General features: G+C 70.6%; 22 protein-coding genes and 1 pseudogene. 10 read left to right on the forward strand and 13 right to left on the reverse strand.

Annotation, left to right across the window (positions count from 1 at the left end; genetic code table 11):
* Positions 1 to 231: 231 nt before the first annotated feature.
* A complete protein-coding gene (locus tag ACP56T_RS06005; RefSeq protein WP_430911207.1) occupies positions 232 to 1,944 on the reverse strand; it encodes a serine hydrolase in 1,713 nt (570 codons plus the stop codon).
* Positions 1,945 to 2,101: 157 nt separating this feature from the next.
* Here ACP56T_RS06005 and ACP56T_RS06010 point away from each other — a divergent pair, with 157 nt between their 5' ends.
* Both ACP56T_RS06010 and ACP56T_RS06015 read left to right on the forward strand, forming a co-directional pair.
* On the forward strand, positions 2,102 to 3,364 hold the full coding sequence (locus tag ACP56T_RS06010; protein ID WP_430911208.1) for a multidrug effflux MFS transporter: 1,263 nt from the start codon (positions 2,102 to 2,104) through the stop codon (positions 3,362 to 3,364).
* Positions 3,365 to 3,455: 91 nt separating this feature from the next.
* Positions 3,456 to 3,956, forward strand: a complete 501-nt coding sequence (locus tag ACP56T_RS06015; protein ID WP_430911209.1) for a DoxX family protein — start codon at positions 3,456 to 3,458, stop codon at positions 3,954 to 3,956.
* 4 nt (positions 3,957 to 3,960) lie between these two features.
* Here the strand turns inward: ACP56T_RS06015 and ACP56T_RS06020 are convergent, their stop codons facing one another.
* Entirely contained in the window at positions 3,961 to 5,376 is a 1,416-nt protein-coding gene (locus ACP56T_RS06020; protein WP_430911238.1) for an MFS transporter, read from the reverse strand.
* A gap of 233 nt (positions 5,377 to 5,609) precedes the next feature.
* On the opposite strand from ACP56T_RS06020, the pseudogene ACP56T_RS06025 reads away from it, so the two are divergent.
* The 3 genes and pseudogenes from ACP56T_RS06025 to ACP56T_RS06035 all read left to right on the forward strand — a co-directional run.
* A pseudogene (locus tag ACP56T_RS06025) lies at positions 5,610 to 5,732 on the forward strand (DUF3313 domain-containing protein); the annotation flags it as partial.
* A 208-nt stretch (positions 5,733 to 5,940) separates the two neighbouring features.
* Positions 5,941 to 7,434 carry an IMP dehydrogenase gene (gene guaB, locus ACP56T_RS06030; protein ID WP_430911210.1) on the forward strand — a complete coding sequence of 498 codons (1,494 nt, stop codon included), beginning with the start codon at positions 5,941 to 5,943 and terminating at the stop codon, positions 7,432 to 7,434.
* A 469-nt stretch (positions 7,435 to 7,903) separates the two neighbouring features.
* A complete protein-coding gene (locus ACP56T_RS06035) occupies positions 7,904 to 9,877 on the forward strand; it encodes an acyl CoA:acetate/3-ketoacid CoA transferase (protein ID WP_430911211.1) in 1,974 nt (657 codons plus the stop codon).
* A 108-nt stretch (positions 9,878 to 9,985) separates the two neighbouring features.
* Here ACP56T_RS06035 and ACP56T_RS06040 read toward each other — a convergent pair whose 3' ends face one another.
* The 5 genes from ACP56T_RS06040 to ACP56T_RS06060 all read right to left on the reverse strand — a co-directional run bounded on the left by ACP56T_RS06040 (position 9,986) and on the right by ACP56T_RS06060 (position 14,802).
* Positions 9,986 to 10,225, reverse strand: a complete 240-nt coding sequence (locus tag ACP56T_RS06040) for a hypothetical protein (RefSeq protein WP_430911212.1) — start codon at positions 10,223 to 10,225, stop codon at positions 9,986 to 9,988.
* Between the two features lie 259 nt (positions 10,226 to 10,484).
* Positions 10,485 to 10,868: a hypothetical protein gene (locus ACP56T_RS06045; protein WP_430911213.1), complete on the reverse strand. Its 384-nt coding sequence runs from the start codon at positions 10,866 to 10,868 to the stop codon at positions 10,485 to 10,487.
* On the reverse strand, positions 10,865 to 12,628 hold the full coding sequence (locus tag ACP56T_RS06050) for an ABC transporter ATP-binding protein (protein WP_430911239.1): 1,764 nt from the start codon (positions 12,626 to 12,628) through the stop codon (positions 10,865 to 10,867). The genes ACP56T_RS06045 and ACP56T_RS06050 overlap by 4 nt, the downstream gene beginning before the upstream one ends.
* Positions 12,629 to 12,826: 198 nt before the next feature.
* The gene (locus ACP56T_RS06055; RefSeq protein ID WP_430911214.1) at positions 12,827 to 14,191 is read right to left on the reverse strand and encodes an MFS transporter; all 1,365 of its coding nucleotides are present in this window, start codon (positions 14,189 to 14,191) and stop codon (positions 12,827 to 12,829) included.
* Positions 14,188 to 14,802 carry a PRC-barrel domain-containing protein gene (locus tag ACP56T_RS06060; protein ID WP_430911215.1) on the reverse strand — a complete coding sequence of 205 codons (615 nt, stop codon included), beginning with the start codon at positions 14,800 to 14,802 and terminating at the stop codon, positions 14,188 to 14,190. Before ACP56T_RS06060 ends, ACP56T_RS06055 begins: the two co-directional genes overlap by 4 nt.
* Before the next feature lie 258 nt (positions 14,803 to 15,060).
* On the opposite strand from ACP56T_RS06060, the gene ACP56T_RS06065 reads away from it, so the two are divergent.
* A complete protein-coding gene (locus tag ACP56T_RS06065) occupies positions 15,061 to 15,417 on the forward strand; it encodes a hypothetical protein (RefSeq protein ID WP_430911216.1) in 357 nt (118 codons plus the stop codon).
* A 183-nt stretch (positions 15,418 to 15,600) separates the two neighbouring features.
* The gene (locus ACP56T_RS06070; RefSeq protein WP_430911217.1) at positions 15,601 to 15,978 is read left to right on the forward strand and encodes a hypothetical protein; all 378 of its coding nucleotides are present in this window, start codon (positions 15,601 to 15,603) and stop codon (positions 15,976 to 15,978) included.
* Positions 15,979 to 16,000: 22 nt separating this feature from the next.
* Here ACP56T_RS06070 and ACP56T_RS06075 read toward each other — a convergent pair whose 3' ends face one another.
* From ACP56T_RS06075 to ACP56T_RS06095, 5 genes are all read right to left on the reverse strand, one after another.
* Entirely contained in the window at positions 16,001 to 16,450 is a 450-nt protein-coding gene (locus tag ACP56T_RS06075; RefSeq protein ID WP_430911218.1) for a PRC-barrel domain-containing protein, read from the reverse strand.
* A gap of 68 nt (positions 16,451 to 16,518) precedes the next feature.
* Complete coding sequence (locus tag ACP56T_RS06080; protein WP_430911219.1) at positions 16,519 to 16,647, reverse strand: hypothetical protein; 129 nt, start codon at positions 16,645 to 16,647, stop codon at positions 16,519 to 16,521.
* 88 nt (positions 16,648 to 16,735) lie between these two features.
* On the reverse strand, positions 16,736 to 17,167 hold the full coding sequence (locus ACP56T_RS06085) for a lysozyme inhibitor LprI family protein (RefSeq protein WP_430911220.1): 432 nt from the start codon (positions 17,165 to 17,167) through the stop codon (positions 16,736 to 16,738).
* On the reverse strand, positions 17,160 to 18,341 hold the full coding sequence (locus ACP56T_RS06090) for a pyridoxal phosphate-dependent aminotransferase (RefSeq protein WP_430911221.1): 1,182 nt from the start codon (positions 18,339 to 18,341) through the stop codon (positions 17,160 to 17,162). Before ACP56T_RS06090 ends, ACP56T_RS06085 begins: the two co-directional genes overlap by 8 nt.
* Before the next feature lie 55 nt (positions 18,342 to 18,396).
* Positions 18,397 to 18,582, reverse strand: coding sequence for a hypothetical protein (locus tag ACP56T_RS06095; protein WP_430911222.1), 186 nt, complete (start codon positions 18,580 to 18,582; stop codon positions 18,397 to 18,399).
* A 194-nt stretch (positions 18,583 to 18,776) separates the two neighbouring features.
* On the opposite strand from ACP56T_RS06095, the gene ACP56T_RS06100 reads away from it, so the two are divergent.
* The 3 genes from ACP56T_RS06100 to ACP56T_RS06110 all read left to right on the forward strand — a co-directional run bounded on the left by ACP56T_RS06100 (position 18,777) and on the right by ACP56T_RS06110 (position 24,967).
* A complete protein-coding gene (locus ACP56T_RS06100) occupies positions 18,777 to 19,058 on the forward strand; it encodes a hypothetical protein (RefSeq protein WP_430911223.1) in 282 nt (93 codons plus the stop codon).
* Between the two features lie 67 nt (positions 19,059 to 19,125).
* Positions 19,126 to 19,941: an enoyl-CoA hydratase/isomerase family protein gene (locus ACP56T_RS06105; RefSeq protein WP_430911224.1), complete on the forward strand. Its 816-nt coding sequence runs from the start codon at positions 19,126 to 19,128 to the stop codon at positions 19,939 to 19,941.
* A 127-nt stretch (positions 19,942 to 20,068) separates the two neighbouring features.
* The gene (locus tag ACP56T_RS06110; protein WP_430911225.1) at positions 20,069 to 24,967 is read left to right on the forward strand and encodes an NAD-glutamate dehydrogenase; all 4,899 of its coding nucleotides are present in this window, start codon (positions 20,069 to 20,071) and stop codon (positions 24,965 to 24,967) included.
* 468 nt (positions 24,968 to 25,435) lie between these two features.
* Here ACP56T_RS06110 and ACP56T_RS06115 read toward each other — a convergent pair whose 3' ends face one another.
* A complete protein-coding gene (locus tag ACP56T_RS06115) occupies positions 25,436 to 25,990 on the reverse strand; it encodes a tyrosine-type recombinase/integrase (RefSeq protein ID WP_430911240.1) in 555 nt (184 codons plus the stop codon).
* Positions 25,991 to 26,152 lie beyond the last annotated feature (162 nt).

The following is a 26,152-nucleotide window of genomic DNA, read 5'->3' on the forward strand; positions in this document are numbered from 1 at the left end:
TCTGTTGGTTGTTTGCCTTGTGTCCGGCTCGGGCGCAGCCAATGGCGAAAGCCCCCTCAGATCAAGGTGGACTTTAGGCCAAATCGTTGTGCGCCGCGGCAAGTCTTTGCGCCGGATCGTTGTTCTTGAAGCCGCGCGACGACAGCGAAGGGATGGTCTCCGCTTCCGCCGGCGGGGCCGACGCGGCGAGTGTAGACCGCTTCGGCCGGCGGCGCGACCGGCTCTCCGGCGTCAACGCCGCTTCGGCGCGGCCTCCTCGCCGCCGAGGCGGGGCGCCGGCGTGTCGAGGCCGTTCTGGCGCAGCACCAGGCCGGTGACGCGGCCCGAGGCGTCGGCGGCGAAGCTGATCTGCGCGTCGAGGGTCTTCATGAAATACGCCCCCGGACCTTCCGCGTAGATCGCGTTGCGGGCCTGGCCGGTGGCCTGCGCGTAGGGCTGGCCGCGCGGCGAGAGGCCGATGGTGAGCACGACGCCGGGTGCCAGCGCGTAGCGTCCGAGCTGGCGCGCCAGAGCCGCGCGGTCGAGGGCGATCTCCCGATGCTCCTTCGGGGGCTCGGAGAGCACGCGCCGCTCCTCCTCGGCATCGACGGGCGGGGCGGTCCAGTCGTGCCCGGCGCGGTGCAGGACGAGGCCGGTGCGGCTCCCGTCCGGCTCGGTCTCGAAGGTGATGCGCGAGTCGACCACGGGGGAGAAGAAGGTGCGGTCGCTCTCCGGCAGGAACGGATAGGGCGCCTCCCCCGTGCCGCGCGCGATCAGCCGGCCGCCGTCGCGCGCGATCGTCAGGAAGTAGCGCGGGCCGACCCGGTAGGTGCCGACGTAGCGGTCGAGGATCACGTCCTCCAGCACGATCGCCTCCGGGCGGTCGAGGGTGCCGAACTGGAGCGCGGCGAGCTCGCGCGCCATCTTCTGCGCGGGGGCCGTCTCGGTGTTGGCGAGCACGATCACGCTCAGCCGCTCGTCTGGATAGATGTCGGCCATGGCGAGATATCCCGGAATCGAGCCGCCATGCGACCACAGCCTGCGCTCGTTTCCTTTGCCGACGAACCAGCCGAGCCCGTAGCCGAAGCCGCCATCCGTGAACATCGCCTCGCGGGAGGCCGGCGAGAGCAGCTTGTCGGAGAGCAGCGCGCGGATCCAGGCGGCGAGATCGTCGACGGTCGAGTAGAGGCCCCCGGCGGCGTAGGGCACGCTGGAGGCGGTCGGCGCGGCGTTGCGCCATTGCGCCTGGCCGCGCCGGTAGCCGGATGCGCGGCGCGGCAGGATGGCGGAGACGTCGTCGTAATCGGTGTCCTTGAGGCCCAGCGGGCCGATCAGGCGCTCCCGGAGGTAGCGGGCGTAGGGCAGGCCGGAGGCCGCCTCCACCGTCATGCCGAGCAGGACGTAGTTGGTGTTGCTGTACTCGAACCGGGTGCCCGGCTCGAACAGCAGCGGCTCGGCCGTGGTCAGCGCCACGATCTCGGAGGGGCTCTGCTCGATGCGCGACAGCTTCGGCAGGTAGCTCGGCAGCGCCGTGTAGTTGATGATGCCGGAGCTGTGCTGGAGCAGGTGGCGCAGGGTGACGCGCTCCCAGATCGCGGGGGCGTCGGGCACGAAGCGGCGGACGGGGTCGTCGAGCCCGAGCTTGCCGGCCTCCGCGAGCTGGAGGATCGCGGCCGCCGTGAACGCCTTGGTGAGCGAGGCGATGCGGAAGCGGGTGTCGAGCCCGTTCGGGATGCCCCATTCCCGGTTGGCGAGCCCGTAGGCGCGCCGGAAGATCGGCTTGCCGTCTCTCGCCACCAGGATCGCGCCGGAGAACAGCCCGGCTTCGAGATAGGGCTCGATCAGGGCGGCGGCGCGCTGCGCGTAGGGCGCCGGGCTTTCGGCGGGGGCGGCCCTCGTCGTTCCCGGCAGCGGGAGCGCCAGGAGAAGGACCGCCAGACAGGCGGCGAAGCGTCCCTGGCCCACCCTCGTCCGCCCTCCGCCGTGTCCCGCCATCGGAGCGAGAGGTCGGACGGCATTGCGGCTCCCGCATGACGGCCGCCACACCCCCGCCACGGAAAGCTCCGAGGGCTCCCGCGCCGTGGGCCGGCCGGCGGCCGGGTGGCGGTTCAGGGTTCAAGACGTGGCAGCTCCGCTCGAACATCCCCCCGCGACCGAGACCGCGCGGGCCTGGAACGGACCGGGCTTCGCCGAGTTCGTCGCCATCGTCGCGCTGATGATGGCGGTCACGGCGATGTCCATCGACAACCTGCTGCCGGCCTTCCCCGTCATCGAGGCGCATTTCGGGCTGTCCGACCCGAACCGGGCGCAGCTCCTCGTCTATGTCTACATGATCGGGTTCGGGCTGGCGCAGGTGGTCTACGGCCCGGTCTCCGACACCTATGGCCGCCGTCCGGTCTTCCTGGCGAGCCTCGCGCTCTACGCGGCGGGCTGCGCGCTCGCCATGGCGGCCCCGTCCTTCGAATGGCTGCTCGCCGCCCGCGTCATCCAGGGGCTCGGCGCGGCCGGGGGGCGCGTGCTCTCCACCGCCATCGTGCGCGACCGTTTCGCGGGCCGCGAGATGGCGAGCGTGATGTCGCTCATCATGATGGTCTTCCTCATCGTGCCCATGGTGGCGCCGGCCGTCGGCGGCCTGATGCTGTCGTTCGGCTCCTGGACCTATGTCTTCGTCTCGATGCTGGTGCTGGCCGCGGTCCTCGCCGTCTGGTTCACGGCGCGCATGCCGGAGACCCTGCACCCGGAATACAGGCGGCCGCTCTCGCTCTCGGCCACGGGGCAGGCGGTGATGCTGACCCTGCGCACCCGCGTCGCCATCGGCTACGCCACCGCGCTCGGTCTGATGACGGGCTGCATCATGGGCTATGTCGGCTCGGCCCAGCAGCTCTTCGATACGGGGCTCTACCGGCTCGGCCCGCTGTTTCCGCTCGCCTTCGGGCTGGTCGCCGGCGCCATGGGCACCGCGACCCTGGTGAACGCCCGCCTCGTGCGCACGCTCGGCATGCGGACCCTGTCGCATGCGGGCACGGCGGCCTTCGTGGCGGTGGGGCTCGTTCAGGTCGGGCTCGGGCTCGCCTATGCCGGCAAGCCGCCGCTGCCGGTGTTCCTCGCCGTGCTGTCGCTGAACCAGTTCCTCATCAGCTTCGCCATGCCGAACTTCAACGCGCTGGCGTTGCAGCCGCTGGGCAGCATCGCCGGCACCGCCTCCTCGTTCCTGGGCTTCTACACGACCATGCTGGGGGCGAGCTGCGGCTACGTCATCGGCGCCGCCTTCGACGGCTCGACGCTGCCCATCGGCATCGGCTACGCGGCCCTCGGAGGGCTTGCCCTGCTGGTGGTGGCCTGGACCGAGCACGGGAAGCTCTTTCGCGGCGGCGTCTCGGGGTAGCATCCCCATGGGCGGCGACGCCCTGCCTTAACGCGGCCTTCAGCCGGATGCGGGAGCCTCCTCCAGAGGAATTCCCGCCCGGAGATCGACCGTGACAGGCCGCGCACAGGACGCCACGCTGCTTCTCGCCCGCCTGCTGCTCGCGGCGGCGCTGCTGCCGACCGGCATCGCCCGCGCGCTCAACGTCTCGGGCTTCGCCCTGACGCTGGCGGGCGCTTCCGTGCCCGCGCCGAACGCCGTGGCGACGCTCGCGGTGGTGGTGCAGGTGTTCGGACCGCTGGCGCTGATGCTCGGCGTGCTGCCCCGCGTCACCGGGCTGGCGCTCGCGGGCTTCGCCGCGCTGACGGCGCCGGTGCTGCACCCGTTCTGGCTGTTCTCCGGCGCGGCGATGGTCGCCGAGCGGGCGTTGTTCCTGGCCGATCTCGGGCTTGCCGGCGGCCTGCTCGTCTACGCCCTGACCGGGCCGGGCGCCTGGAGCTGGCACGGCGTCCGGCTGGGCAGCCTCCTGCCCGCGCCGAAGAAGGGCGCTGGCCGACAGCCGGCCCGCAAGCGCTCCTCGTCCGGCCGCGCCCCGGCCCGCGCCGCCGCCTGAGGGATCAGGCCACAGGCTTCGGCGCGGTGGCCGCGACGATGCGCTGGCCCGAGACCTCCGCCCCCGCATCCGGCGCCAGGGTGCGGAAGGCGAAGACGGACGCCGCCGAGATCAGCGCCACCGCGAGGAAGGCCGGCCCGAAATCCTGCGCCGCGATGGCCGCGCGCCCGTGCCAGGCGGCGGCCCCTTCGAGCGCCAGCGCGCCCAGCGTCACGCCGAGGCTGAGCGAGAGCTGCTGGGCGACGCTCGCCAGGCTCGTGCCCGCGCTCATGTCGCGGGCCTCGATATCGGCATAGGCGATGGCGTTCACGCAGGTGAACTGCAACGAGCGCAGGCAGCCGCCGAGGAAGAGCAGCGACACGATCAGCCAATGCGGCGTCTGCGCCGTGAAGGCTCCGTTGATCGCCAGGAAGGCGGCCGCCGCGAGGGCGTTCGTGACCATCACCCGGCGGAAGCCGAAGCGGCGCAGGATGCGCGGGCCGATGGTCTTCACGAACAGCGCCCCGGCGGCGGCGGCGAAGGTGATGAGCCCCGATTGCAGCGGATCGAGCCCGAAGCCGATCTGCAACATCAGCGGCAGCAGGAACGGGATCGCCCCGGTGCCGATGCGGAAGAGGCTCCCTCCCGTCACCGCCGCGCGGAAGGTGGGGAAGCGCATCAGGTCGAGCCTCAGCACCGGATGCGCGACGGCGCGCGAATGCCGGAAATAGAGCGCCAGCAGCGCCGCCCCGCCGCCGAGGCAGCACCACGAGACCCAGTCCGGCAGCAGGTGGCGGCCGGTGGAGGCGAGCCCCAGCATCACCCACGCGAGTCCGGGCCCGAGCAGCAGGAAGCCGGCGAGATCGAGCGGCGGCCGTTCCGGCTCGCGCAGGTTCTCGAAATACAGGCTCGCCAGCACCAGCCCCATGAGGCCGATGGGGATGTTGATGAAGAAGATCCAGCGCCAGTCGAGCCATGTCGTGATGAGCCCGCCGAGCGGCGGCCCCATGATCGGGCCGATCAGCGCGGGAATCGTCAGGTAGGCGAGCGCCGAGACGAGCTCGGATTTCGGCACGCTGCGCAGGATCACGAGGCGCCCGACCGGCACCATCATCGCCCCGCCGAGTCCCTGGAGGAAGCGCGCGGCCACGAAGCCTGCGAGCCCGCCGGATGCCGCGCAGGCGAGCGAGCCCGCCATGAACACGCAGAGCGCCGCCCGGAACACGGTGCGGGAGCCGTAGCGGTCGGCCATCCAGCCGCTGATCGGGATGAAGATCGCCAGACTGACGAGATAGGAGGTCAGCGCGAGCTTGAGCGCGATCGGATCCTCCCCGAGGCTTTTCGCGATGGTCGGCAGCGCCGTGGCGATCACCGTCGAATCGGTGTTCTCCATGAACAGAGCGGTGGCGACCACGAGGGGGACGATTCGTGAGGGGCGCATCGGCAAGGGGCTGAGGGTCTCCGGGGAAGGGCGCTCGAAACGGGGGCTCGGGGCAACGACGCCGCACCCGGCACGAAAATAGGGCGGTCGCGGATGAAGGCCCACGGAGAGACGCGCGGCCATTAAGTTGCTGATCGGGCACACGCATTCGGCCTCGCGCGGGGTTTCGCGCATTCCCCGCATCCGGTCCGCGCCGGGCTGTGGCCAGGATTCCCCGTCCCTCCCGCCGGAGCCCGGTGCCGCGCATCCCCATCGGGCTCGGCAGCCTGACGGTGGAGGCCGAGGCGCTCGACAGCCGCAGGCGCCAGCGCGTCGCGATGGTCTGGGCGGGGGCGGCGAACTCCTTCGCCAACCAGCCGTCCCGACGCCCTGAGCCGCCCCGCCGCGGGCGTTCGCGCATGGCAGACCGTCGCCCGGCGCAGGCACGGGGCCTGTGACTCGTCTCCGGAACGCCGCCTCGCCGCTTTGCGCGGCCGAACCTCCGTGATACTGGCACGTGCCAACCCGAACCCGCCGGAGACGCCCGCAAGGCCCCGGTGGAGATCTTGCAGCCGGAGTTGGTTCATGGCCCGTATCAGCGCAGACTCGATCATCGAAGGACTGACCTTCGACGACGTTCTGCTTCGTCCCGCCGCCTCCTCGGTGATGCCCACCGAAGTGGACGTGGCCTCCCGGCTCACCCGCTCCATCGCGCTCAACCTGCCGATCCTGGCCTCCGCCATGGACACCGTCACCGAGGCGCCCATGGCCATCGCCATGGCGCAGAACGGCGGCATGGGCGTCATCCACCGCAACCTCGAGCCGGTCGAGCAGGCCGAGCAGGTCCGCCTCGTCAAGAAATACGAGTCGGGCATGGTGCTGAACCCCATCACCATCCACCCGGACGAGACGCTCGCCGACGCCTTCGCGCTGATGAGCAAGAACCGCATCTCCGGGATTCCCGTGGTGGAGCGCGGCCCCAACGGCTCGCGCGGCAAGCTCGTCGGCATCCTGACCAACCGCGACGTGCGCTTCGCGACGAATACTGGCCAGCCGGTCTCCGAGCTGATGACCCGCGACCGCCTCATCACCGTGCGCGAGGGCGTGACGCAGGAGGAGGCCAAGCACCTGCTCCACCAGTTCCGCATCGAGAAGCTGCTCGTCGTCGACGATCACTACCGCTGCATCGGCCTCATCACGGTCAAGGACATCGAGAAGCAGGTCACGTATCCCAAGGCCGTCAAGGACGAGCAGGGCCGGCTTCGGGTCGCGGCCGCCACCACCACGGGCGACCAGGGCTTCGAGCGGGCCGAGCGCCTGATCGATGCGGGCTGCGACGTCATCGTGGTCGATACGGCCCACGGCCACTCGATCAAGGTGCTCGACGCCGTGCGCCGGGTGAAGCAGCTGTCCAACGCCGTGCAGGTGGTGGCCGGCAACGTCGCCACCCGCGAGGGCGCGCAGGCGCTGATCGACGCCGGCGCGGACGCCATCAAGGTCGGCATCGGGCCGGGCTCGATCTGCACCACCCGCATCGTCGCAGGCGTCGGCGTGCCCCAGCTCACCGCGCTGATGGAGGCTGTCGAGGCGGCCGAGCGGGCCGACGTGCCGGTGATCGCCGACGGCGGCATCAAGTATTCCGGCGACCTCGCCAAGGCCATCGCGGCCGGCGCCTCGGTGGCCATGCTCGGCTCGCTGCTCGCCGGCACCGACGAGGCTCCGGGCGAGGTTTTTTTGTACCAAGGGCGTTCCTATAAATCCTACCGGGGCATGGGCTCGGTCGGCGCCATGGCGCGCGGCTCCGCCGACCGCTACTTCCAGGCCGAGGTCAGCGACACCCACAAGCTCGTGCCCGAGGGCATCGAGGGGCAGGTGCCCTACAAGGGGCCGGTGGCGACGGTGCTGCACCAGCTCGCGGGCGGCTTGCGCGCCGCCATGGGCTATGTCGGCGCGGCGACGGTCCCCGCGTTCCAGGAGCGCGCGCAGTTCATCCGCATCACCAACGCGGGCCTGCGCGAGAGCCATGTCCACGACGTGACCATCACCCGCGAGAGCCCGAACTACCCCTCGCGGACCTGACCGAGGCGCGGGGGAGCGGCGGCGCCCCCGGCCCGTTCGCGATTTCGTTCGGCCCGCGCGGCCCGATCCTGCCGAAGGGTCGGGCCGAAGCCCGTTGGGCTCGCGGTCGATCGTCCCGAGCGGATGGTGTTCGGCGCACGGCGAAGAGAGGCCGCTTCTCGCCGGCCCGCTCCTCCGCTGAAGATCGCCGTGGTTTCTGGTATATTGAATGCAAATCTAAGCATTCGCCGGGGCGTTGCTGTCGCCGTCACTTAAATTGAGCAACCCGCTCAAGAAAGTTTCATTGTCCCGGCGAGGCTTTAGCTTAAGGTCGACGTCACGGGCGCCACGTCTCGAAGACGGTGGCGGTACCGGAAGGTCCTGGCGGACCGGCTGAGGAATGGGCGGCGTCGAGGCCGGCCCCGCCCGCCGGCTCCCGCGCTCCCCGCCCGAGGCGGCGGAGAGGGCCGAGGGATAAGGAACGCGTCGCATGCGCAAGAACAAGGTCATCACCGCCGCCGAGGCGATCGCCCTCGTGCGCGACGGCGATGTCGTCACCACCACCGGCTTCGTGCAGAGCTGCATCCCGGAGGCGCTGCACGCCGCGCTGGAGACGCGCTTCGTCGAGACCGGCGCGCCGCGCGATCTCACGCTCATCATGACCGCCGGCGCCGGTGACAGCAAAGGGCTCGGCACCGGCCGGCTGCATCACGAGGGCCTGCTCAAGCGCGTCATCGCCGCCAATTTCGGCCGGATGCCGAAGGTCGCCCAGGCCGCCCAGGAGAACCGCATCCTCGGCTACAACCTGCCGCAGGGCGTGATCTCGCAGCTCTACCGGGCCTGCGCCGCCGGCCAGCCGGGGCTCTTCTCGAAGGTCGGCCTCAAGACCTATGTCGATCCGCGCCACGGGGGCGGGCGCGTCAACACCCTCACCGACGAGGACATCGTCAAGCTGGTCGAGGTCGATGGCGAGGAGTGGCTCTTTTACAAGGCCACGAAGATCGACGTCGCCCTGATCCGCGGCACCTCGGCCGATCCGTCGGGCAATATCAGCGTCGAGAAGGAGGCGCTCACCCTGGATTGCCTCGCCCAGGCCATGGCGGCGAGGAACAACGGCGGCATCGTCATCGCGCAGGTGGAGCGCATCGTCGACGACGGCTTCCTGCTGCCCAAGGACGTGCGCATCCCCGGCATCCTGGTCGATTGCGTGGTGGTGGCCGAGGGCGAGCAGCACCGCATGAACTACGGCGTGCAGCACAGCCCCGCGCTCGCCGGCCAGATCCGCGTGCCGGTGGCCGGCATGAGGAAGATGCCCCTCGACGCCCGCAAGATCATCGCCCGGCGCGCGGCCTTCGAGCTGCCGCCGAACGGCGTGGTCAATCTCGGCGTCGGCGCGCCGGAGGGCATCGCGGCGGTCGCCAACGAGGAGAAGGTGACGCCCTACATCACGCTGACCACCGAGGCCGGCGCCGTGGGCGGCGTGCTCGCCAGCGGGTCGAGCTTCGGCTCGGCGACGAACGCCGACTGCATCATCGACCAGAACCAGATGTTCGACTTCTACGACGGCGGCGGCCTCGACATGACCTGCCTGGGGCTCGCCGAATGCGACCTCCACGGCAACGTCAACACCTCGAAGTTCGGGGGCAAGCTCAACGGCTGCGGCGGCTTCATCAACATCAGCCAGAACGCGCGCTCGGTGGTCTTCGCCGGCACCTTCACGGTGGGCGGGCTCGAGGTCGCGATCGAGGACGGCGCGCTGCGCATCCTCAAGGAGGGCAGGGCGCGCAAGTTCCTCTCGGCCGTCGAGCAGGTGACGTTCAGCGGCGCCTATGCGCAGGAGCGGTCTCAGCCGGTGATCTACGTGACGGAGCGCTGCGTCTTCCAGCTCACGCCCGAGGGGCTGGAGCTGATCGAGGTGGCGCCGGGCATCGACATCGCGCGCGACATCCTCGCCCACATGGATTTCGCGCCGATCGTCAACGCGCCCATCACCATGGACCGCCGGATCTTCGTCGACGAGCCCATGGACCTGATCTCGGACATGCTGAACCTCAACCTGTGCGAGCGGGTGAGCTACGACGGCGAGCGCAACATCCTCTTCCTCAACCTCGAAGGCTGGCACGCCCGCTCCAAGGGCGACATCGGCGACCTGCGCAAGGTCCTGGTCGAGGCCTGCGTCGCGGCCGGGCGGCGGGTCAACTCGGTGGTCAACCACGACGGCTTTCGCATGAGCGAGAGCCTCTACGACGACTACGCCGAGATGATCGAGTATCTCTGCGAGCACCACTACCTGACCACCACCCGCTACGCGACGAACGCCTTCCTGCGCGTGAAGATGCAGGAGGCGCTCAAGAAGCGCGGGCTCGCCCCCCACGTCTTCGAGCGCAAGGACGAGGCCCACGCCTTCCTCGACGCGGCCGAATGCGACCGCGCCCGCTCGGCAAGGATCGCCTCGGCGGCCTGAGTGTCCGGCTGAGAACGCTCGCCGCTCTCGGCAGGCGGAAGCGGCGGCGGGTTCGAGGCCTGCCGCCGCGCGCGGCGTTCCCGCATGCGGAGAGCAGCGGCGCGGTTGTCAGCCGGGCGTGTGCTCGAGGACCGTCAAACGCGAGAGACGGCGCGCATGGGCGAGCACGCTGCGCGCGGCCGCCCGCGCGTTGGCGGCGCGCAGATCGGCGCGCGGCGCGCCGTCCCGCAACGCCACGCAGGCCAGCAGACGCAGCTGCCTCGCATCGGCGAGGGCACGGGCGCGAAGGATCGAGACCGGATCGCGATCCCTGTTCGATGTGGTGTCTTCGAGGCTCGGGGCGGCCATGGCCGTAGCTCCTGGGCGACGATGGACAGCCGTCCCATTTCGAGACACAGCCTGCCACGCTGCACGGATTGTGGCAAGAATCGGGCAAGCCCATCCACAGCCCGTGATACGTGCGTGGCGTGCCCGCGCGGCAACGGTCGGTGCAGGCGCGCACAGCCGGCCTCTGCGAATCGGAAGAGCTGGGGATGAAAGCCGTGGCAGTCGAGAGTCCGCCGTCTGTCCGGGCGGAGAACCGGAAACCGCTTCCCCTGAACAGACTTCAGGGGTTCGGCTGGACGGTCCAGCGCTCGGTGCCGGTGGCGGTGCCGCCGGTCACGGCCCAGCGGCCCGAGGTGACGGCGCCGTCGGCCGTCTCGAAGCTCGCGACGCCCCCGCCCTTGCCGTCGATGGAGCGGAAGACGACGGAGAGCACGCTGCCCGTGAGGATGCCGGTGCCGATTTGCCGGCCCGATCCGATCTGCCAGACGATGCTGTAGGTGTCGCCGGACTTTCGGATCGCGGCGAGGCCGCGATAGGTGACGTCGCTCCGGCCGGGATTGCTGCCTTCGACGGCATAGCGCCCCTCGATGGCGGCGGCCGGCGCGGCCGCCAGCAGCCCCGCCAGAATCAGCGCGCCGCGCCGCGCGATGCGCGTCCGCCTCATGCGGCGGCGAGTGCCATCGACATCGATTCCTTCTTGATCAGCTCCTTGTAGAAGCCGTCGAGATGGGTGAGCCGCTCCGGCGAGCCGTCCTGGATGATGCGGCCGCCTTCGAGCACCACGATCCGGTCGAAGTCCTTGAGCGTCGAGAGCCGGTGCGCGATGGCGATGACGGTGCGGCCCTTCATCAGGTTGGCGAGCGCGATGCGGATCGCCTCTTCCGAATCAGCGTCGAGCGCCGAGGTCGCCTCGTCGAGGAGCAGGATCGGCGAATCCTTCAGGATGGCGCGGGCGATGGCGATGCGCTGGCGCTGGCCGCCCGAGAGCTTGAGGCCGCGATCGCCGATCATGGTGTCGAAGCCCTGCGGCAGGTCCTTGATGAAGTCGGTGCAGCGCGCCGCGTCGGCGGCCTTCCAGACCTCCTCGTCGGTGGCCTCCGGCCGCCCGTAGCGGATGTTCTCGCGCAGGGAGCGGTGGAACATCGAGACGTCCTGCGGCACCACGGTGATCTGCTCGCGCAAGCTCTCCTGCGTGACCAGCGCGATGTCCTTGCCGTTGACGAGGATCTTGCCTCCGGTGACGTCGTAGAAGCGTTGCAGCAGCGAGAACAGCGTCGACTTGCCGCCGCCCGACTTGCCCACCAGCCCGACCCGCTGGCCCGGCTCGATGACGAGATCGAAATCGGTGAAGACCCCGCGCCCGTCCGGGTAGCTGAAGGCGACGTGCTGGAACTCGAGCTTGGCGGCGTGCCCCGTGAGCGGCTCCGCCTCCGGGTGGTCGAGCAGGTCGTGCGGCTGGAGCAGGGTGTGCAGCGCCTCGGAGAGGCGGGCGGTGTGCTGCGTCGCGTCCACCAGCGCCACCGCGAGATCGCGCGTCGCGGCGAGGATGCGGATGCCCAGCGTGCAGACGAGGACCACCTGGCCGTTGGTGGCCTGCCCCGCCTCCCACATCTTGATCGCCCAGTAGAGCAGCCCGAGCACGGCGAGCACGGTGAGGATGGCGTGCACGATGCGCAGCTTCTCGAGGTAGAGCAGCGAAGAGCGGCGCGAGCGCATCTCGGTGCCGATGGTGCCCTCGAAGCGGACGGCCTCGCGCTTGAAGCCCGAGAAGGCGCGCACCAGCGACATGTTGCCGACGAGGTCGACCATCTCGCCGTCGACGCTCGCGGCCTTGGCGGCGAAGTCGTGGTGCAGCGGCTTGCCGGCGGAGGCCATCTTGAACATCAGCACGACCACGGCCGCGAAGATGGTGGCCAGGATCCCGGCCATGGTCAGGTTGACGGTCGCGATGTAGGCGATCGAGCCGAAGGCCGCGACGCAGGGCGGCATCACGTTGAACACGAACATGTTCTCGACCGTGAAGATCGCGTTCGAGGTCGCGGTGATGCGCGAGGCGAGCGTGCCGGGCTGACGGTCGGCGAAATAGGTCGGCGAATGGCCGGTGAGGTGGCGGAAGAGGTCGCGGCGGATGTCGCCGGTCACGCCCACGAAGGTGAAGGCGCCCACCAGGCTCGCCACGCGCCAGAGCATGTTGTCGGCGGCGATGAAGGCGATCAGGATCGCCAGCGCCCCCCAGATCAGGCCCGCGGACGGCCCCTTGCTCAGCGCGTCGACCACGCCTTTCAGGGCGTAATCGGTGCTCACCGAGAAGCCGACGGCCCCCAGCACGGCGACCAGGATCACCGCATGGGGCAGCGCGCGGCGCTTCAGGTAGCGCGCGACGAAGGCCCAGGGACGGTCGGCGTAGGTAGAGAGCTGCTCCATCGCGATGGACATCCCGATCTCAACGGCTCCGGCGGGCCGGCGCGGCGGCGACCCGACCATGTGTGACGAATCGCGAACCCCGGCGGCAACGCAAGAGCCCCGTCGGACGTTGCGAAGCGCCGCCCTCGCGGCGTGGTTCTACCGATGGTAGCTGAACCTGAGTTGAGCGCGACAGCATTTTGTCGCGCCGCACGCGCGTCATGCGTCCTCCCGGCGGGTTTCGGGCATGATCAGCGCGACGAGGCCCAGGGCCGCGACGCCGACCATGGCGAGCCCGATGAAGGCGGCATGCGTGCCGAGGCGGTCGGCCATCATCCCGGCGAGGGAGGTCGAGAAGGCGGCGCCGATGCCCATGGCGGTGCCCACCGCGCCCAGCGACAGGTTGAAGCGCCCGGTGCCACGGGTCAGGTCCGAGACCACCAGCGGCACGAGCACGCCGAACACCGCCGCCGAGATGCCGTCGAAGACCTGCGCGGCTACGATCCAGTGCGGCGCGTCGAGATAGGCGAAGAGCAGGCCCCGGACCGGCAGGGCGGCGAAGCCGAGGAGCAGCATCGGGCGCCGTCCCCAGCGCCCCGCCGCCCGGCCGACAGCCGGCGCCGAGAGCACGAGGACCGCCTGCGGGACGACGATGCAGGCGGCCACCAGCGCTGTGGCGGTCTCGCCCGCCCGGAGCGTCAGCATGCTGCTGGCGAGCGGCAGCATCGCCGCGTTGGCGAGGAAGAACATCGTCATGCAGGCGGCGAAGCAGAGCAGCGCCCGGTTCGCGAGCAGCACGCGTAGCGCCCCCGCCGCCGGGCCGGAGGAGGCCCGGTCGGGCACCGGCGCGGGGGCGCGCGGGGCCGGGGCGATCTCCTCGGCGCGGATGAAGGAGATCGCGGTGAGCGTCGGCACCACCAGGGCGGCGGTGAGATAGAAGACGGCGTCGTTGGTGAGGTAGTAGCCCACCGCCCCCATGCCGGCCGCCGCGAACCCGTTGCCGAGCGCCGAGAAGCTGGCGTTGCGGCCGAGCCGCTCGCCGGCCCCGGCGTGACCCGCGAGCCCGATGCTGATCGCGGCGATGGCCGGCGTCAGGATGCAGCTCGCGGCCGAGTGCACGGCCATGGCGAGCAGCACGACGAGGAAGCTCGGCCACAGCGCCAGCGCCAGGGCGCTCGCCGAGATGCCCACCACCGAGACTGCCGCCGCGAAGCGCTTCGAGCGCACCGCGTCGACGAAGGCGCCCCCCGGCACCTGCCCGAGCAGGCTCACGAGGCTGCCCACGGTGAGGGCGAAGCCGATGTCGGACTGGGTCCATTTCGCCTGGGTGAAATAGACCGCGAGGAACGGGCCGAAGCCGGTCTGGAGGTTGGCGACGAAGAAGGCGAAGGCGTCGAGCCCGCGACGGCTGCCGCGCGAGACGGGCGGCCGGGCGGTCACGGCGGCGGGCTCCGGCATCGGGCCGGGGGCGGCCTCCGGCGGCGCCGTCTTCAGCCGGACGGGACGCGTCCGAACATCCTGCCGCGGCAGGTCGCGCTCGCGCGGGGAGATGGCCCGGCGCTCCTTCGGGCGCGGCGCCCTCACTTATCGGGCGCCTTCTCCGCCGGCTTGTCGGCGGCGGGCGGCTGTGCGGCGGGAGCGGGTGTCGGAGCGGGGGCGGCCGCCTGCTCGCCCTCGGGGGGCGGCGCGCTCGGGCCGGCCGGGCCGAGCACCACGATGGGGTCGCCGCTCTTGTATTCCGGCGAGACGCGGACCTGGTTGCGGTTGAGCGTCAGGGTCACGGGGCCGACCTTGCCGTCCACCGAGAAGCGGAGCGAGCGCCAGTCCACGGCGATCTTGCGGGAGCCGACGCCGAGGAAGCCGCCGAAATCGATGATCGCGGCGCGCGGGCGCCCGTCCTTGTCGATGATGACGTCGATGACCCGGCCGAGATCGTCGCCGTTGGCGGCGCGCACGCCCTTGCCGAGCAGGCTCTCGTAGTCCTGCGCGTCGAGGACCGTGGCCGGCGTGCCCTGCTGGCCGGCCTGGGGAGCGGGCCCGGTCGCCGGGGCAGGCGCCGCCGGAGGCGGGGCGGGAGCGGCGGTCCCCGTGGGCGTCTGAGGGGTTTCGCCCGGAGCGGCGGCGTGGCCGGCCGTCGCCATCGCGGACCAGAGAGCGATGGTCGCGGTCACGATCATCCGAAGGGTTCCGGTCACGGGCTGTCGTCCTTGTCGTCAGAGAGAATGGGCGGCGGGCCGGCTTTCCGGGCCCAACAGCCGCGATCGGGCCGGGTTCCGGCCTGCGGCTGCCGGATGCCCTTATCCTGCGAGCGGACAAAGGCGAAGTTGTGGACCCGCGCCCGCCCTCGCGCGGCAAGTTCCGGGCCGGCCTGGATGTTCGGTCCCGGCGTGTGGTGAAATCGGTCGCGCCGGCACGGCATTCCAGAGGGCAAGCTCGGAGATATCGACGGGCCCATGAAGGCGAGCGTACCGAACGGATTCCATCAGGCGATCGTCAGCGCGACGGTTTTTCTCGCAGGCATTACCTTCGCCTATCTCAAGCTCATCGTCCTGGATGAGCCCACGCGGAACTGGACCTTTTTCGAGGCGGTCGGCGCGCTCCTCGCCTTTGCCGCGATCGTCGCCCAGGCCGAGACGCTTCGGCGGGCGCTTCGGATCGAGAACGACGATCCTCTTCGCTTCGCCAGGACGGCGAGGCTCCTGTCCGGCAGCGTCTGGATATTGCTCGGCAGCGGCATCGCCTTCGTGCTCGCCCACTGGTGGCAACCGTTTCCCGGTCTGGTCGACTGGCTGAATCGGGCCGGATCATAGGGAGCACGTCCCGGCGAGAGCCTTTCAGTCGCGATCCTGCCCACCTGATCTCGGGACCGACCATCTATGGCCGGGATGCGGCCGGGCTCGACTGGTTTTCGCCAAAACCCCGTCGTAGAGGAAGCCGGGAAACGCCACGGCGAGCCGGTCCCACGGGCCGTCCGCGCGAAGAGGAATCGTCTCATGTCCCTGCCATCGAGAGTGGGCGCGGTCGCGCTCCTGGCCGCCTCGCTCGCCGGATGCCAGATGCTGGGCGGAGGCGGGGGCGTGATGCCGGAGAGCGACGTGGGGCCGCCGCCCTCGCTGCGCGGCTCGATGCCGAACCGGGGCGCCCGCGTCGCCACCGTCGACCCGGACGGGCAGCCGTTGCAGACGGCCCCGACCCGCAGGCTCGACCTGCCGAAGGCGGGACGCTCCGCCGGCAACGGTGGTCCGACGCCCGAACGCCGCATCCGTCGCGACGAGATCGAGGGCAATGCCGAGGCCGGAGCGAGCGGTGGCCCCACCCTGGCCCCCGGACTCGGGGCCAACGGCAATGTCGGGCTCGGCGGCAAGTTCTGAACCCCTAGGGGCCCGGCAGGCGTCAGGCGAGCGACGCGCGGCGGTCTCCGGCGAAGGCCGGGTCCGCGAAGGCGTCCTCGCCCGGCGGCGTGCCGGACGCGCCGGCGAGCGTGTCGCGGTCGAGATCGACCACGTAGCCGCCGAGCTCCACGCTGTAGGTCAGCGCCCGCCAGGGAAGCGGATGGTAGGCTTCCCCGAGCCCGAGGAAGCCGCCTGCGGCGATGACCGCGTAGGCGACCTGTCCCGACACCTTGTCGACCATGAAGTTGTGGATCGAGCCGAGCCGCTCGCCGGCCGGGTCGTAGACGGCGGTGCCCTCGACCTTGTCCGAGGCGATCAGCCGGCGCGTCTCCTCCACCGCGACGCCCTCGGCGGAGGGGTCGAGCTCCATGGAGCCGGGCTTGCGAAGGCCGCGCTCGTTCGGCGCCTGGGATGCGGGGGGCGGGGCGCGGTCGGGCAGATCCGTCGGCATGCGGTCTCCTCGGCGGTGACGTCAGCCGATGGAAAGCGCGCGGGGGCCGCCCGGTTCCGGCCCGCGCCTCAGATGACGCCCATGGCCGGGCGCGGGTCGCCCTGGCGGGTGGATTCGGCGGCGACGCTCCAGCCGAGCCCGAGGATCAGCGCGCTGGCGGAGGCGATGGCGAGGAGGGAGGCGGCTGCGATCATCATGAACGAGACGCTCCCCGATCCGGCTTAATCGATCGTTTCCATGGGCCGCTCGCGGGGCCGGGCTCCGCGCCATCCACAGGCGGCGCGCTCAGTTGCCGTCGCGCACCCGCTTCTTGAGCTCCGCCGTGCGGGCGCGGGTGGTCTCTGCGAGGCAGGTCGAGACGGCGGCCCCCATGCCGGTGCCGCCCATCCAGGCCGCGCCCACCGCCGCGCAGTCGGTGTCGCGGAAGGCGATCCACTTGCGCTGGGCCTCCGTCACCGCCTCCCGCCAGGAGCGGCGCTGGGTGCGGGCGGTGTTGTCGTCCTCGGAGGTGGCGGCGTCGATGCGCGCCATCATCGCCTTGTAGGCGGCGTTCAGGGCCGCGTCGGCGGCCTGGAAGTCCTTGTCGGCGCAGAAGGCGATCTCGGGGGTGGAGGACGCCTTGGCGCAGTCGATGGCCGGTTCCGCAACCGCCGGCGCCGAGACGACGCTAGCGAGAAGGAGGCCGGCGGCGAGCGCCGCCCGTGATCGCTCAGCCATCGACGCGCTCCTTCAGGAAGGTCTTCATCCGCTCCAGCGCGCGCAGGATGTTCTCGGCGGAGTTGGCGTAGGAGAGGCGGATGTAACCTTCGCCGTGCACGCCGAAATCCGGGCCGCCGATGACGGCGACGCCTGCCTCGTCCAGCAGGGCGGAGGCCAGCCTCTTCGCCTTCCAGCCCGTCCGCGAGACGTTGGGGAAGGCGTAGAAGGCGCCCTTCGGCGTGATGCAGGAGACGTTCGGCAGGCCGTTCAGCCCGTCCACCACGAGCTTCCGGCGCCGGTCGAACTCCGCCACCATCTCGGCCACGCAGTCCTGCGGCCCGTCGAGGGCGGCGATGCCGGCCCATTGCGTCGCCGCGTTGACGCAGGAATGGGCGTTCACCGCGAGCTTGCGGGCCGCTTCGTAGAGCGGCTTCGGCCAGACCGACCAGCCGAGGCGCCATCCGGTCATGGCGTAGGTCTTCGAGGCGCCGTCGAGATAGATCAGCCGGTCGCGGATCTCGGGATAGGCGAGGAGCGAGTGATGCGCCTCCCCGTCATAGGTCATGGTTCCGTAGATCTCGTCGGAGAGGATCGCCACGTCGGGATGGGCGGCGAGCCCCGCGACCAGCGCGTCGATCTCGGCCTTCGGGGTGACGCCCCCGGTGGGGTTGGCCGGCGAGTTGACGATGAGGAGCCGGGTCTTGTCGGTGATGAGCGCCAGGGTCTCGGCGGCGGAGAAGGCGAAGCCGTTCTCCTCGCGGATCGGCACCGGCACCGGGGTCGCCCCGGTGAACTCGATCATCGAGCGGTAGATCGGGAATCCGGGGTCGGGATAGAGGATTTCGGCGCCCGGCTCCCCGAACATCAGGATCGCCATGAACATCGTGACCTTGCCGCCGGGCACGATCAGCACGCTCTCGGGCGAGACCTCGACGCCGTGGCGCCGGTGGATGTCGCGGGCCACCGCCTCGCGCAAGGGGAGGATGCCGACGGCCGGGGTGTAGCCGTGATGCCCGTCGCGAAGGGCCTTGACCCCGGCCTCGACCACATGGGCGGGGGTCGGCATGTCGGGCTGGCCGATGCCGAGATTGACGATGTCGCGGCCCTCGGCCGCCAGCGCGTTAGCGCGGGCGAGCACGGCGAAGGCGTTCTCCTCGCCGATCCGTCCGAACGACGGCACGATCGAGATCATGCGGCGTCCTCCGTCGCGTGAGGGGCGCGGGCGGCGCGGCGGCCGCCCGTGAGGATCAGGAGCGGTTCGCCAGCTTGCTCGCGCCGAAGGAGAGGAGGCAGGCGAGGGCGCCGAGGATCACGAAGGTCTTCACCGAGGCGTAGAACAGCGACGGCTCGATCCCGGTATCCGTGAAGAGCACGAGGCCGATGGCGGCGATCGGGACCAGGATCAGGACGAACAGGGGAACGAGAGGGTTCATGGCGTGCTCGGATCGGGCGAGGGCTTCGTCGGCGCTCGCATCTCTTCGGGTAGGGCGTGCATAGCACCGCCCGGCCGCCGAGGGGACACCCCCGGCCGAAGTTTTTCGGCCGGCCCGCGACGGGCCGCGATCCTGCTCACCAAACCGCAAGCTTCTCCGGCCTAGAATGCGGAGGGGGAAGCGGAATCGAGACCATGCGCTACACGTCGGTGAACCGGACGGCCGCGCCCGACCGGCTCGAGGAGCTCATGGCGCAGATCGGCCGCCTGATGCGGCACCGCGCCTACCAGCGGGACAAGATCGTCAGCCCCCTGCTGCTGCGCCACCTGCCCATGGATGCCGGCTATGCCTGGCAGGGCGAGGCGGCGCTGCGCGAGCGCCTGGTCCGGGCGAGCCTCGACGCCAAGACCGTCGACCACCTCATCGCCAACGCCCGCGCCGAGTTCGCGACGATGCTGGAGCGGATCACGGCCTGAGCGCCGCATTCGCACGGGCGCCCGGATGGGGTAGCACAGGCCATCGCCTGACCCTCGCGGAACGAAGATGACCGACGCGACACCCTCCACCGACGAGCTCCTCTATGCCGTCGACGACGCCGGCATCGCCCGGATCACCCTCAACCGGCCGCAGGCGCGCAACGCCCTGACCTTCGCCATGTACGAGGGCCTCGTCACGCTCGGCCGGCGGATCGAGGACGACCCGGCCGTGAAGGCGCTGGTGATCGCGGGCGCGGGCGGCAAGGCGTTCGCCGCCGGCACCGACATCGCCCAGTTCCGCAGCTTCAAGACCCCCGAGGATGCGCTCGGCTACGAGCGATTCATGGACCGGGTGCTGGGCTCTTTGGAGCGGCTGCGGGTGCCGACCATCGCGGCGGTGTCGGGCGCCTGCACCGGAGGCGGGGCGGCGATCGCAGCGGCCTGCGACTTCCGCATCGCCACGGAGGACGCGCGTTTCGGCTTCCCCATCGCCCGGACGCTGGGCAACTGCCTCTCGATGGGCAACCTCAAGCGGCTCTCGGGCCTGATCGGCCCGGCGCGGGTCAAGGACATGCTGTTCACGGCCCGGCTCGTCGGCGCGCGGGAGGCGCTCGCCATCGGTCTCGTCGGCGAGGTGGTGCCCGATGCGGCCGCCCTCGATGCCCGCGCCACCGAGTTCGCGGAGATGCTCGCCTCGCACGCGCCCCTGACCCTGCGCGCGACGAAGGAGGGCCTGCGCCGCCTCCAGGAGGAGGCCGAGGCGGCCGAGGGCGAGGCCCGTCCCGGCGACGACCTCATCCTGATGTGCTACATGAGCGAGGATTTCCGCGAGGGCATGGAAGCCTTCCTCGCCAAGCGCCCGCCGAACTGGAGCGGGCGCTGAGGTGAACGCCGGAGCCCATCTGTCGCCCATTTCGCGGCCCCGGCGCATCATCGCGCCCGCCATCGTGTAGAACCTAGCTAGAGGGACGCGGCGACTCGCGCGCCGTCTCAAGCCTTCGAGGTGAAGCATGGCGTTGGATGCGACCACGGCCCTGACCTCCGACGAGCAGAAGGCGACCCGCACCGGACTGCTGGAGGAGGCCGCCGCCCGCCTCGACGCCCGGAACCAGCCCGGCGGCTTCGTCCACGACCTGTTCGGCCGGGTGCCGCCCGAGGATCTCGCGCCCTATCCGGCCGAGACCCTGGCCTCCCTCGCCCTCTCCGCGCGCCGGCATCTCGCCGAGGCCCATGCCCGCGACGGTGCCGGCATCCGGCTCCTCGACGTCACCGTCGAGCGCGACCGCGCCGGGCGCGACCTGACCGTCCTCGATATCGTCAACGACAACCGGCCCTTCCTGCTCGATTCGACGCTCGCCGAGCTGAACGGCCAGGGCCTGACCCCGCTCCTCGTCGCCCACCCCATCCTCGGCGTGGAGCGCGACGCCTCCGGCGCGCTGGCCCGCGTGGTCGGCGAGACCACGGCGGATGCGCAGGCCGATTTCCCGCGCGAGAGCCTGATCCACATCCATCTCGACCGGCTCGACGACGAGGGCGCCCGCGCCCGGCTCGTGGAGGGGCTGGGCCGGGTCTATCGCGACGTGGCGGTCGCCACCGACGACGCGGCGGCGATGCGCGACGTGATCGACCGGCTCGCCGGGTCCTATCGGCGCTTGCCGCCGCCGCTCCCGGCCGCCGAGGTCGAGGAGGCGGTCGCCCTGCTCGACTGGCTGAGGGACGGGCACTTCACCCCCCTCGGCCTGCGCGAGCACCGCCTCGACCGGCGCACCCATCCCGAGTTCGGGGGCACCGCGCTCGGGCTCCTGCGCGATCCGCATGTGGAGATGCTGCGCTCCGGCCGGCGTCTCGTTCACATGACGCCCGAGATCGTCGCCTTCCTGGAGGCGCCTCAGGCGCTCATCGTCACCAAGGCGAGCGAGCGCTCGCGCGTCCACCGGGCGGTGCATCTCGATTACATCGCGGTGAAGCTGTTCACCGCCGACGGCACCCTGTCGGGCGAGCTCTGCCTCGTCGGCCTGTTCGCGGCGACCGCCTATAGCAGCCCGGCGCGCGAGGTGCCGTATCTGCGCCGCAAGGTCGCCGAGGTCGCCGCCCGCGCCGGTCTCGACCCGACGAGCCATGCCGGGCGCACCCTCCTCGACGTGCTCGACACCTACCCCCGCGACGACCTCTTCCAGATCGACATCGACCGGCTCCATCGTTTCGCGCTGGCGATCATGAACCTCGCCGACCGGCCGCGCATCCGGGTGCTGTCCCGGCCGGACCGGTTCGGCCGCTTCGTCTCGCTTCTCGTCTACGTGCCGAAGGACCGCTACGATTCCACCGTGCGGGCGCGCATCGGCGCCTATCTCGCCGAGGAACTCGGCGGCCGGCTCGCGATCGCCGATCCCGCCTTCCCGGAAGGGCCGCTGGCGCGCACGCACTACATCGTCGGCTTCTACGAGGACAGCGCCCGCGAGCGCGACCCGGCCGTCCTCGAGGCGGGCGTCGCGGGGATCGTGCGCACCTGGGGCGATGCCTTGCGCGAGGCGCTGGCCGCCACCATGCCCGACCGCGCCGCCCGCGCGCTCGCCGCCCGCTACGCCGATGCCTTCTCCCCGAGCTATCGCGACAATTACGAGCCGCGCGTGGCGGTCGCCGACATCGCCACGCTCGAGCGCCTGAGCGAGGACGACCCCCGCGCCGCCGATCTCGTCCGTCGCGAGACCGACCCGGACTCCCAGGTGCGGCTGAAGGTGTTTTCCCGCGGGGCCGCGCTGGCGCTCTCCGAGCGGGTGCCGGCGCTTGAGCATCTGGGCTTCCGCGTCATCGACGAGCGCACCTACCGGCTGCTCGTCGGCGACGCCAAATCCGGCGACACCAAGCCCAGTGACACCAAGTCCAGCGACACCAAGTACGGCGATGCAAAGAGCCGCGTCTGGCTCCACGACATGCTGCTGGAGCGCGCCACCGGCGAGGCCATCGACCTCGCCCGCGCCGAGAAGCCGCTCGAATCGGCGCTGTTGGCGCTCTCGCGCGGACAGGCGGAATCCGACGGCTACAACCGCCTCGTGCTGGAGGCGGGGCTCGATTGGCGCGATGCCGCCCTGATGCGGGCGCTCGGGCGCTACCTGCGCCAGCTCCGCATCCGCTACGGCCAGGACTACCTCGCCGCCACCCTGAGCCGGCACGGTGCTCTTACCGCGCGCATCGTCGCGCTGTTCTACGCGCGCTTCGATCCGGCGGCGCAGGGCGACCGGAGCGAGGCCGAGGCGGCGATCCGCGCCGGGATCGAGACGGCGCTCGCCGACGTCACCAGCCTCGACGACGACCGCATCCTGCGCCGCTTCGTCAATCTGGTGGAAGCGGCGGTGCGCACCAACTTCTTCCAGAGGACGCCGGAGGGCGCTCCGCGCGAGACGATCTCGTTCAAGTTCGCCTGCGCGAAGGTCTCGGGCATGCCGCTGCCGCGGCCGTTCTTCGAGATCTTCGTCTACTCGCCCCGCGTCGAGGGCGTGCATCTGCGCTTCGGCTACGTGGCGCGCGGCGGGTTGCGCTGGTCCGACCGGCCGGAGGATTTCCGCACCGAGATCCTGGGCCTGGTCAAAGCCCAGCAGGTCAAGAACGCGGTCATCGTGCCGGTGGGCGCCAAGGGCGGCTTCTTCCCGAAGCAGTTGCCGCCGGCCTCCGACCGCCAAGCCTGGCTGACGGAAGGCACCGAGAGCTACAAGATCTTCATCCGCACGCTGCTCGAGCTCACCGACAACATCGTCGGGGACGGCATCGCGCCGCCGGCCGACACCGTGCGGCACGACCCCGACGACGCCTATCTCGTCGTCGCCGCCGACAAGGGCACCGCTACCTTCTCCGACATCGCCAACGGTCTCTCGCTCCAGCGCGGGCACTGGCTCGGGGACGCCTTCGCCTCGGGCGGCAGCCAGGGCTACGACCACAAGGCCATGGGCATCACCGCGCGCGGCGCCTGGGAGGCGGTGAAGCGCCATTTCCGCGAGATCGACATCGATACGCAGAGCGATCCCGTGACCGTGGTCGGCGTCGGCGACATGTCGGGCGACGTCTTCGGCAACGGCATGCTGCTCTCGGAGAGCCTGCGGCTGGTCGCCGCCTTCGACCACCGCGACATCTTCCTCGACCCGAACCCCGACGCCGCCAAAAGCTTCGCCGAGCGCAAGCGTCTCTTCGCCCTGGGGCGCTCGTCCTGGGCGGATTACGACACATCGCTGATCTCGCCCGGCGGCGGCGTCTTCTCGCGCAGCCTGAAAACCATTCCGCTGTCCGACGAAATCCGGGCGGCGCTCGGCGTCGACCGGACCGAGGCGACGCCCACAGAGGTGATGCAGGCGATCCTGCAAGCGCCCGTGGACCTGCTCTGGTTCGGCGGCATCGGCACCTATATCCGCGCCACGACCGAGACCGACGAGGACGCGGGCGACCGTGCCAACGACGCCTTGCGCATCACCGGAGCGATGGTGCGCGCCAAGGTGATCGGCGAGGGCGCCAATCTCGGCCTGACCCAGCGCGGGCGCATCGAGGCGGCGCGTGCCGGTGTCCGGCTCAACACCGACGCCATCGACAACTCCGCCGGCGTCAACACCTCCGACGTCGAGGTGAACATCAAGATCGCACTCATGGTCCCGGAGCGCGACGGGCGCCTCGACCAGGATGCCCGCAATGCGCTCCTCGTCGCGATGACGGAGGAGGTCGCCGCGCTCGTGCTGCGCAACAACCAGCTCCAGACGCTGGCCCTCTCCCTGGCGCTGCGCCGGGGGGCCGGCGAGACGGGCTTCGCCATGCGGGTCATGCAGGCGCTGGAGGCGGAAGGCCGCCTCGACCGCGCGGTGGAGTTCCTGCCCGACGACGCCACGATCACCGAGCGCCTGCGTCGCGGCGAGGGCCTGACCCGGCCGGAATACGCGGTGATCCTCGCCTATGCGAAACTCTCGCTCTACGACGCCCTCCTCGCGAGCCCGGTGCCGGACGATCCGTATTTCGACCGGGAGTTGCAGCGCTACTTCCCGCAGGAGCTGAAGCGCCGCTTCCCGGACGCGGTGAAGAGCCACCGCCTGCGCCGGGAGATCATCGCCACGGCGCTCTCGAACATCATCGTCAACCGGGGCGGCCCGGCCCTCGTGACCCGGCTCGTCGATGAGACCGGGGCGGATGCCGCGACCATCGCCAAGGCCTACGCGATCACCCGCGACGCCTTCGGCCTGATGGAGCTGAACCTCGCCATCGACAGCCTCGACGGCAAGATTCCCGGCCAGGACCAGCTCGGGCTCTATGCCGAGGTGCAGGATCTGCTCACGAACCGCATCGTCTGGTTCATCCGCAACCTCGACCTGTCGGGGGGCATCTCGCCCATCGTGGCGCGCTACCGCGAAGGCATCGCGGCGGTGCTCGACGCCCTGCCGCGCATCCTCGATCCCGAGGCCGTGTCGGCCATCGAGGCACGCCGGGCCGATCTCGTCGGGCGGGGCATGGCGGAGGAGCCGGCCCGCCGCCTCGCCTCGCTGAAGGCCCTGGTCTCGGCCCCCGACATCGTGCGCGTCGCCGAGACGGACGGCCACACGCTGCCCGAGATCGCGGCCACCCATTTCGCCATCGAGCACGCCTTCCGCCTCGACGATCTCGCGGCGGCGGCGCGGGGCGTCCCCGTGGCGGACACCTTCGACCGCGTCGCCCTGGAGCGGGCGGTGTCCGGCATCTCCGCTGCCCATCGCGGGCTGACGGCGGAGGTGGTGGGCAGCGTCGGCGCCGGTGCCGACGCCGTCTCCGCCTGGAGCGATGCCCGAGGCCCCGCCCTCGCGCGCATCCGCGCCGCCGTGGAGGCGATCGCGGCCTCCGATCTCACCGTCTCCAAGGTGGTGGTGGCGGCGAGCCTGCTGGCGGATCTCGCGCGACGGGGATGAGGACGCTCTACTCCGACCATGTAAGCCGGCTAATTGAGCGCCGGCTTTGGCTTTTGCCGGCAAGATGATGCGGCTTCGGCAGCGGGGGGGCACAGGTCGAGCCGGCCCTCCGGCCGATGAGGCATCCGCTTCTCCGGCGCATCCACGTCCGGCGCGTGCAGGGCGAATCGGTCGACTGCGAAGGCTTGCCGCTCCGAGTGACGCAGCCGAGCCCGACATGGGCTTCCCTGCCCGACGCCGGGTCGATTCCAGAGTCACTCAACGATCCCGAAATGCGCTTTCCTGGCGCAGCCGGAAGTGCTTCGAGGGCTCTGCGACGAGGGCTCAGATTGACCGGAACGACCCTTCTCCCTAGGGAAGAAGCCGTGTCGGGGTGTGGCGCAGTCTGGTAGCGCACCTGGTTTGGGACAAGCGGTTCTGCTCATTCCTGGACCCTCGCCGATCTTGCTTATCTGATTGAAAAACATATTATTTTACCGATGAAGTCGCATTCTGATTTTGGTCAGGAGTGCCGACTTCGGGACTTTTTTCGGGACTTTTCGCTTCGAGCTGCACATGGGCCGCCTCGGCGGCCTCCATTGCAGCCCGAACATCCTCGTCGTTGACGTGGGCGTACTTGGCTGTGGTGGTGATGTCCTCGTGCCGGAGCAGCACCTGCACCGTCTTGAGATTTCCGCCAGCACGGAGGATGCGCGTCGCGGCCGTGTGTCGATTGTCGTGAAATCGGAAGTTGGTCACGCCTGACTTCGCGCGGGAGCGGCGCCACTGCGTCTTCAGGCCCTGGTAGGTGATCGGAAGCCGGTCGCCTTTCTGCCGGGCTCCGCGCTTTTTTCGGCACACGTAGGTGAAGACAGGGCCCGATCTGGACTCGCCCGGCGCCGATAGGCTGGGCAGTGGGAACAGAAGCGCCCGCACGCCGGACGACAGGGGGATCAGGGCCGTCTTGTCGCCCTTGCCTCGGATCGTGATCTGGCGCGTACCCCAATCGATGTCGGTCCATTGCAGGCCGACGATCTCATTCAGGCGGCAGCCCTGTCAAAAAGCGTTGGAACGGGACCCCGGATCGGCGTGCAATGGGGACCCCTTCGCAAGCTCGGCACGGTGCGGCTGAGCTGATCCGAAGCCCAGCTTTGGCGTCGTAGGTTCTGGCCTCAGGCGCGGTTCTTGAAGCGCCAGCTCTCGTTG

It is taken from the genome of Methylobacterium endophyticum, assembly GCF_050591105.1.
GTDB lineage: Bacteria > Pseudomonadota > Alphaproteobacteria > Rhizobiales > Beijerinckiaceae > Methylobacterium.

Excerpts from the sequence above, each read along its gene's own strand:
- ACP56T_RS06035 (WP_430911211.1), top strand. The coding sequence starts at position 7,904 with ATGCGCAAGAACAAGGTCATCACCGCCGCCGAGGCGATCGCCCTCGTG.
- ACP56T_RS06045 (WP_430911213.1), bottom strand. The coding sequence starts at position 10,868 with ATGAGGCGGACGCGCATCGCGCGGCGCGGCGCGCTGATTCTGGCGGGG.
- ACP56T_RS06065 (WP_430911216.1), top strand. The coding sequence starts at position 15,061 with ATGAAGGCGAGCGTACCGAACGGATTCCATCAGGCGATCGTCAGCGCG.
- ACP56T_RS06100 (WP_430911223.1), top strand. The coding sequence starts at position 18,777 with ATGCGCTACACGTCGGTGAACCGGACGGCCGCGCCCGACCGGCTCGAG.
- ACP56T_RS06090 (WP_430911221.1), bottom strand. The coding sequence starts at position 18,341 with ATGATCTCGATCGTGCCGTCGTTCGGACGGATCGGCGAGGAGAACGCC.
- ACP56T_RS06105 (WP_430911224.1), top strand. The coding sequence starts at position 19,126 with ATGACCGACGCGACACCCTCCACCGACGAGCTCCTCTATGCCGTCGAC.
- ACP56T_RS06050 (WP_430911239.1), bottom strand. The coding sequence starts at position 12,628 with ATGGAGCAGCTCTCTACCTACGCCGACCGTCCCTGGGCCTTCGTCGCG.
- ACP56T_RS06110 (WP_430911225.1), top strand. The coding sequence starts at position 20,069 with ATGGCGTTGGATGCGACCACGGCCCTGACCTCCGACGAGCAGAAGGCG.
- ACP56T_RS06040 (WP_430911212.1), bottom strand. The coding sequence starts at position 10,225 with ATGGCCGCCCCGAGCCTCGAAGACACCACATCGAACAGGGATCGCGAT.
- guaB (WP_430911210.1), top strand. The coding sequence starts at position 5,941 with ATGGCCCGTATCAGCGCAGACTCGATCATCGAAGGACTGACCTTCGAC.
- ACP56T_RS06070 (WP_430911217.1), top strand. The coding sequence starts at position 15,601 with ATGTCCCTGCCATCGAGAGTGGGCGCGGTCGCGCTCCTGGCCGCCTCG.
- ACP56T_RS06095 (WP_430911222.1), bottom strand. The coding sequence starts at position 18,582 with ATGAACCCTCTCGTTCCCCTGTTCGTCCTGATCCTGGTCCCGATCGCC.
- ACP56T_RS06080 (WP_430911219.1), bottom strand. The coding sequence starts at position 16,647 with ATGATGATCGCAGCCGCCTCCCTCCTCGCCATCGCCTCCGCCAGCGCG.
- ACP56T_RS06075 (WP_430911218.1), bottom strand. The coding sequence starts at position 16,450 with ATGCCGACGGATCTGCCCGACCGCGCCCCGCCCCCCGCATCCCAGGCG.
- ACP56T_RS06085 (WP_430911220.1), bottom strand. The coding sequence starts at position 17,167 with ATGGCTGAGCGATCACGGGCGGCGCTCGCCGCCGGCCTCCTTCTCGCT.
- ACP56T_RS06020 (WP_430911238.1), bottom strand. The coding sequence starts at position 5,376 with ATGCGCCCCTCACGAATCGTCCCCCTCGTGGTCGCCACCGCTCTGTTC.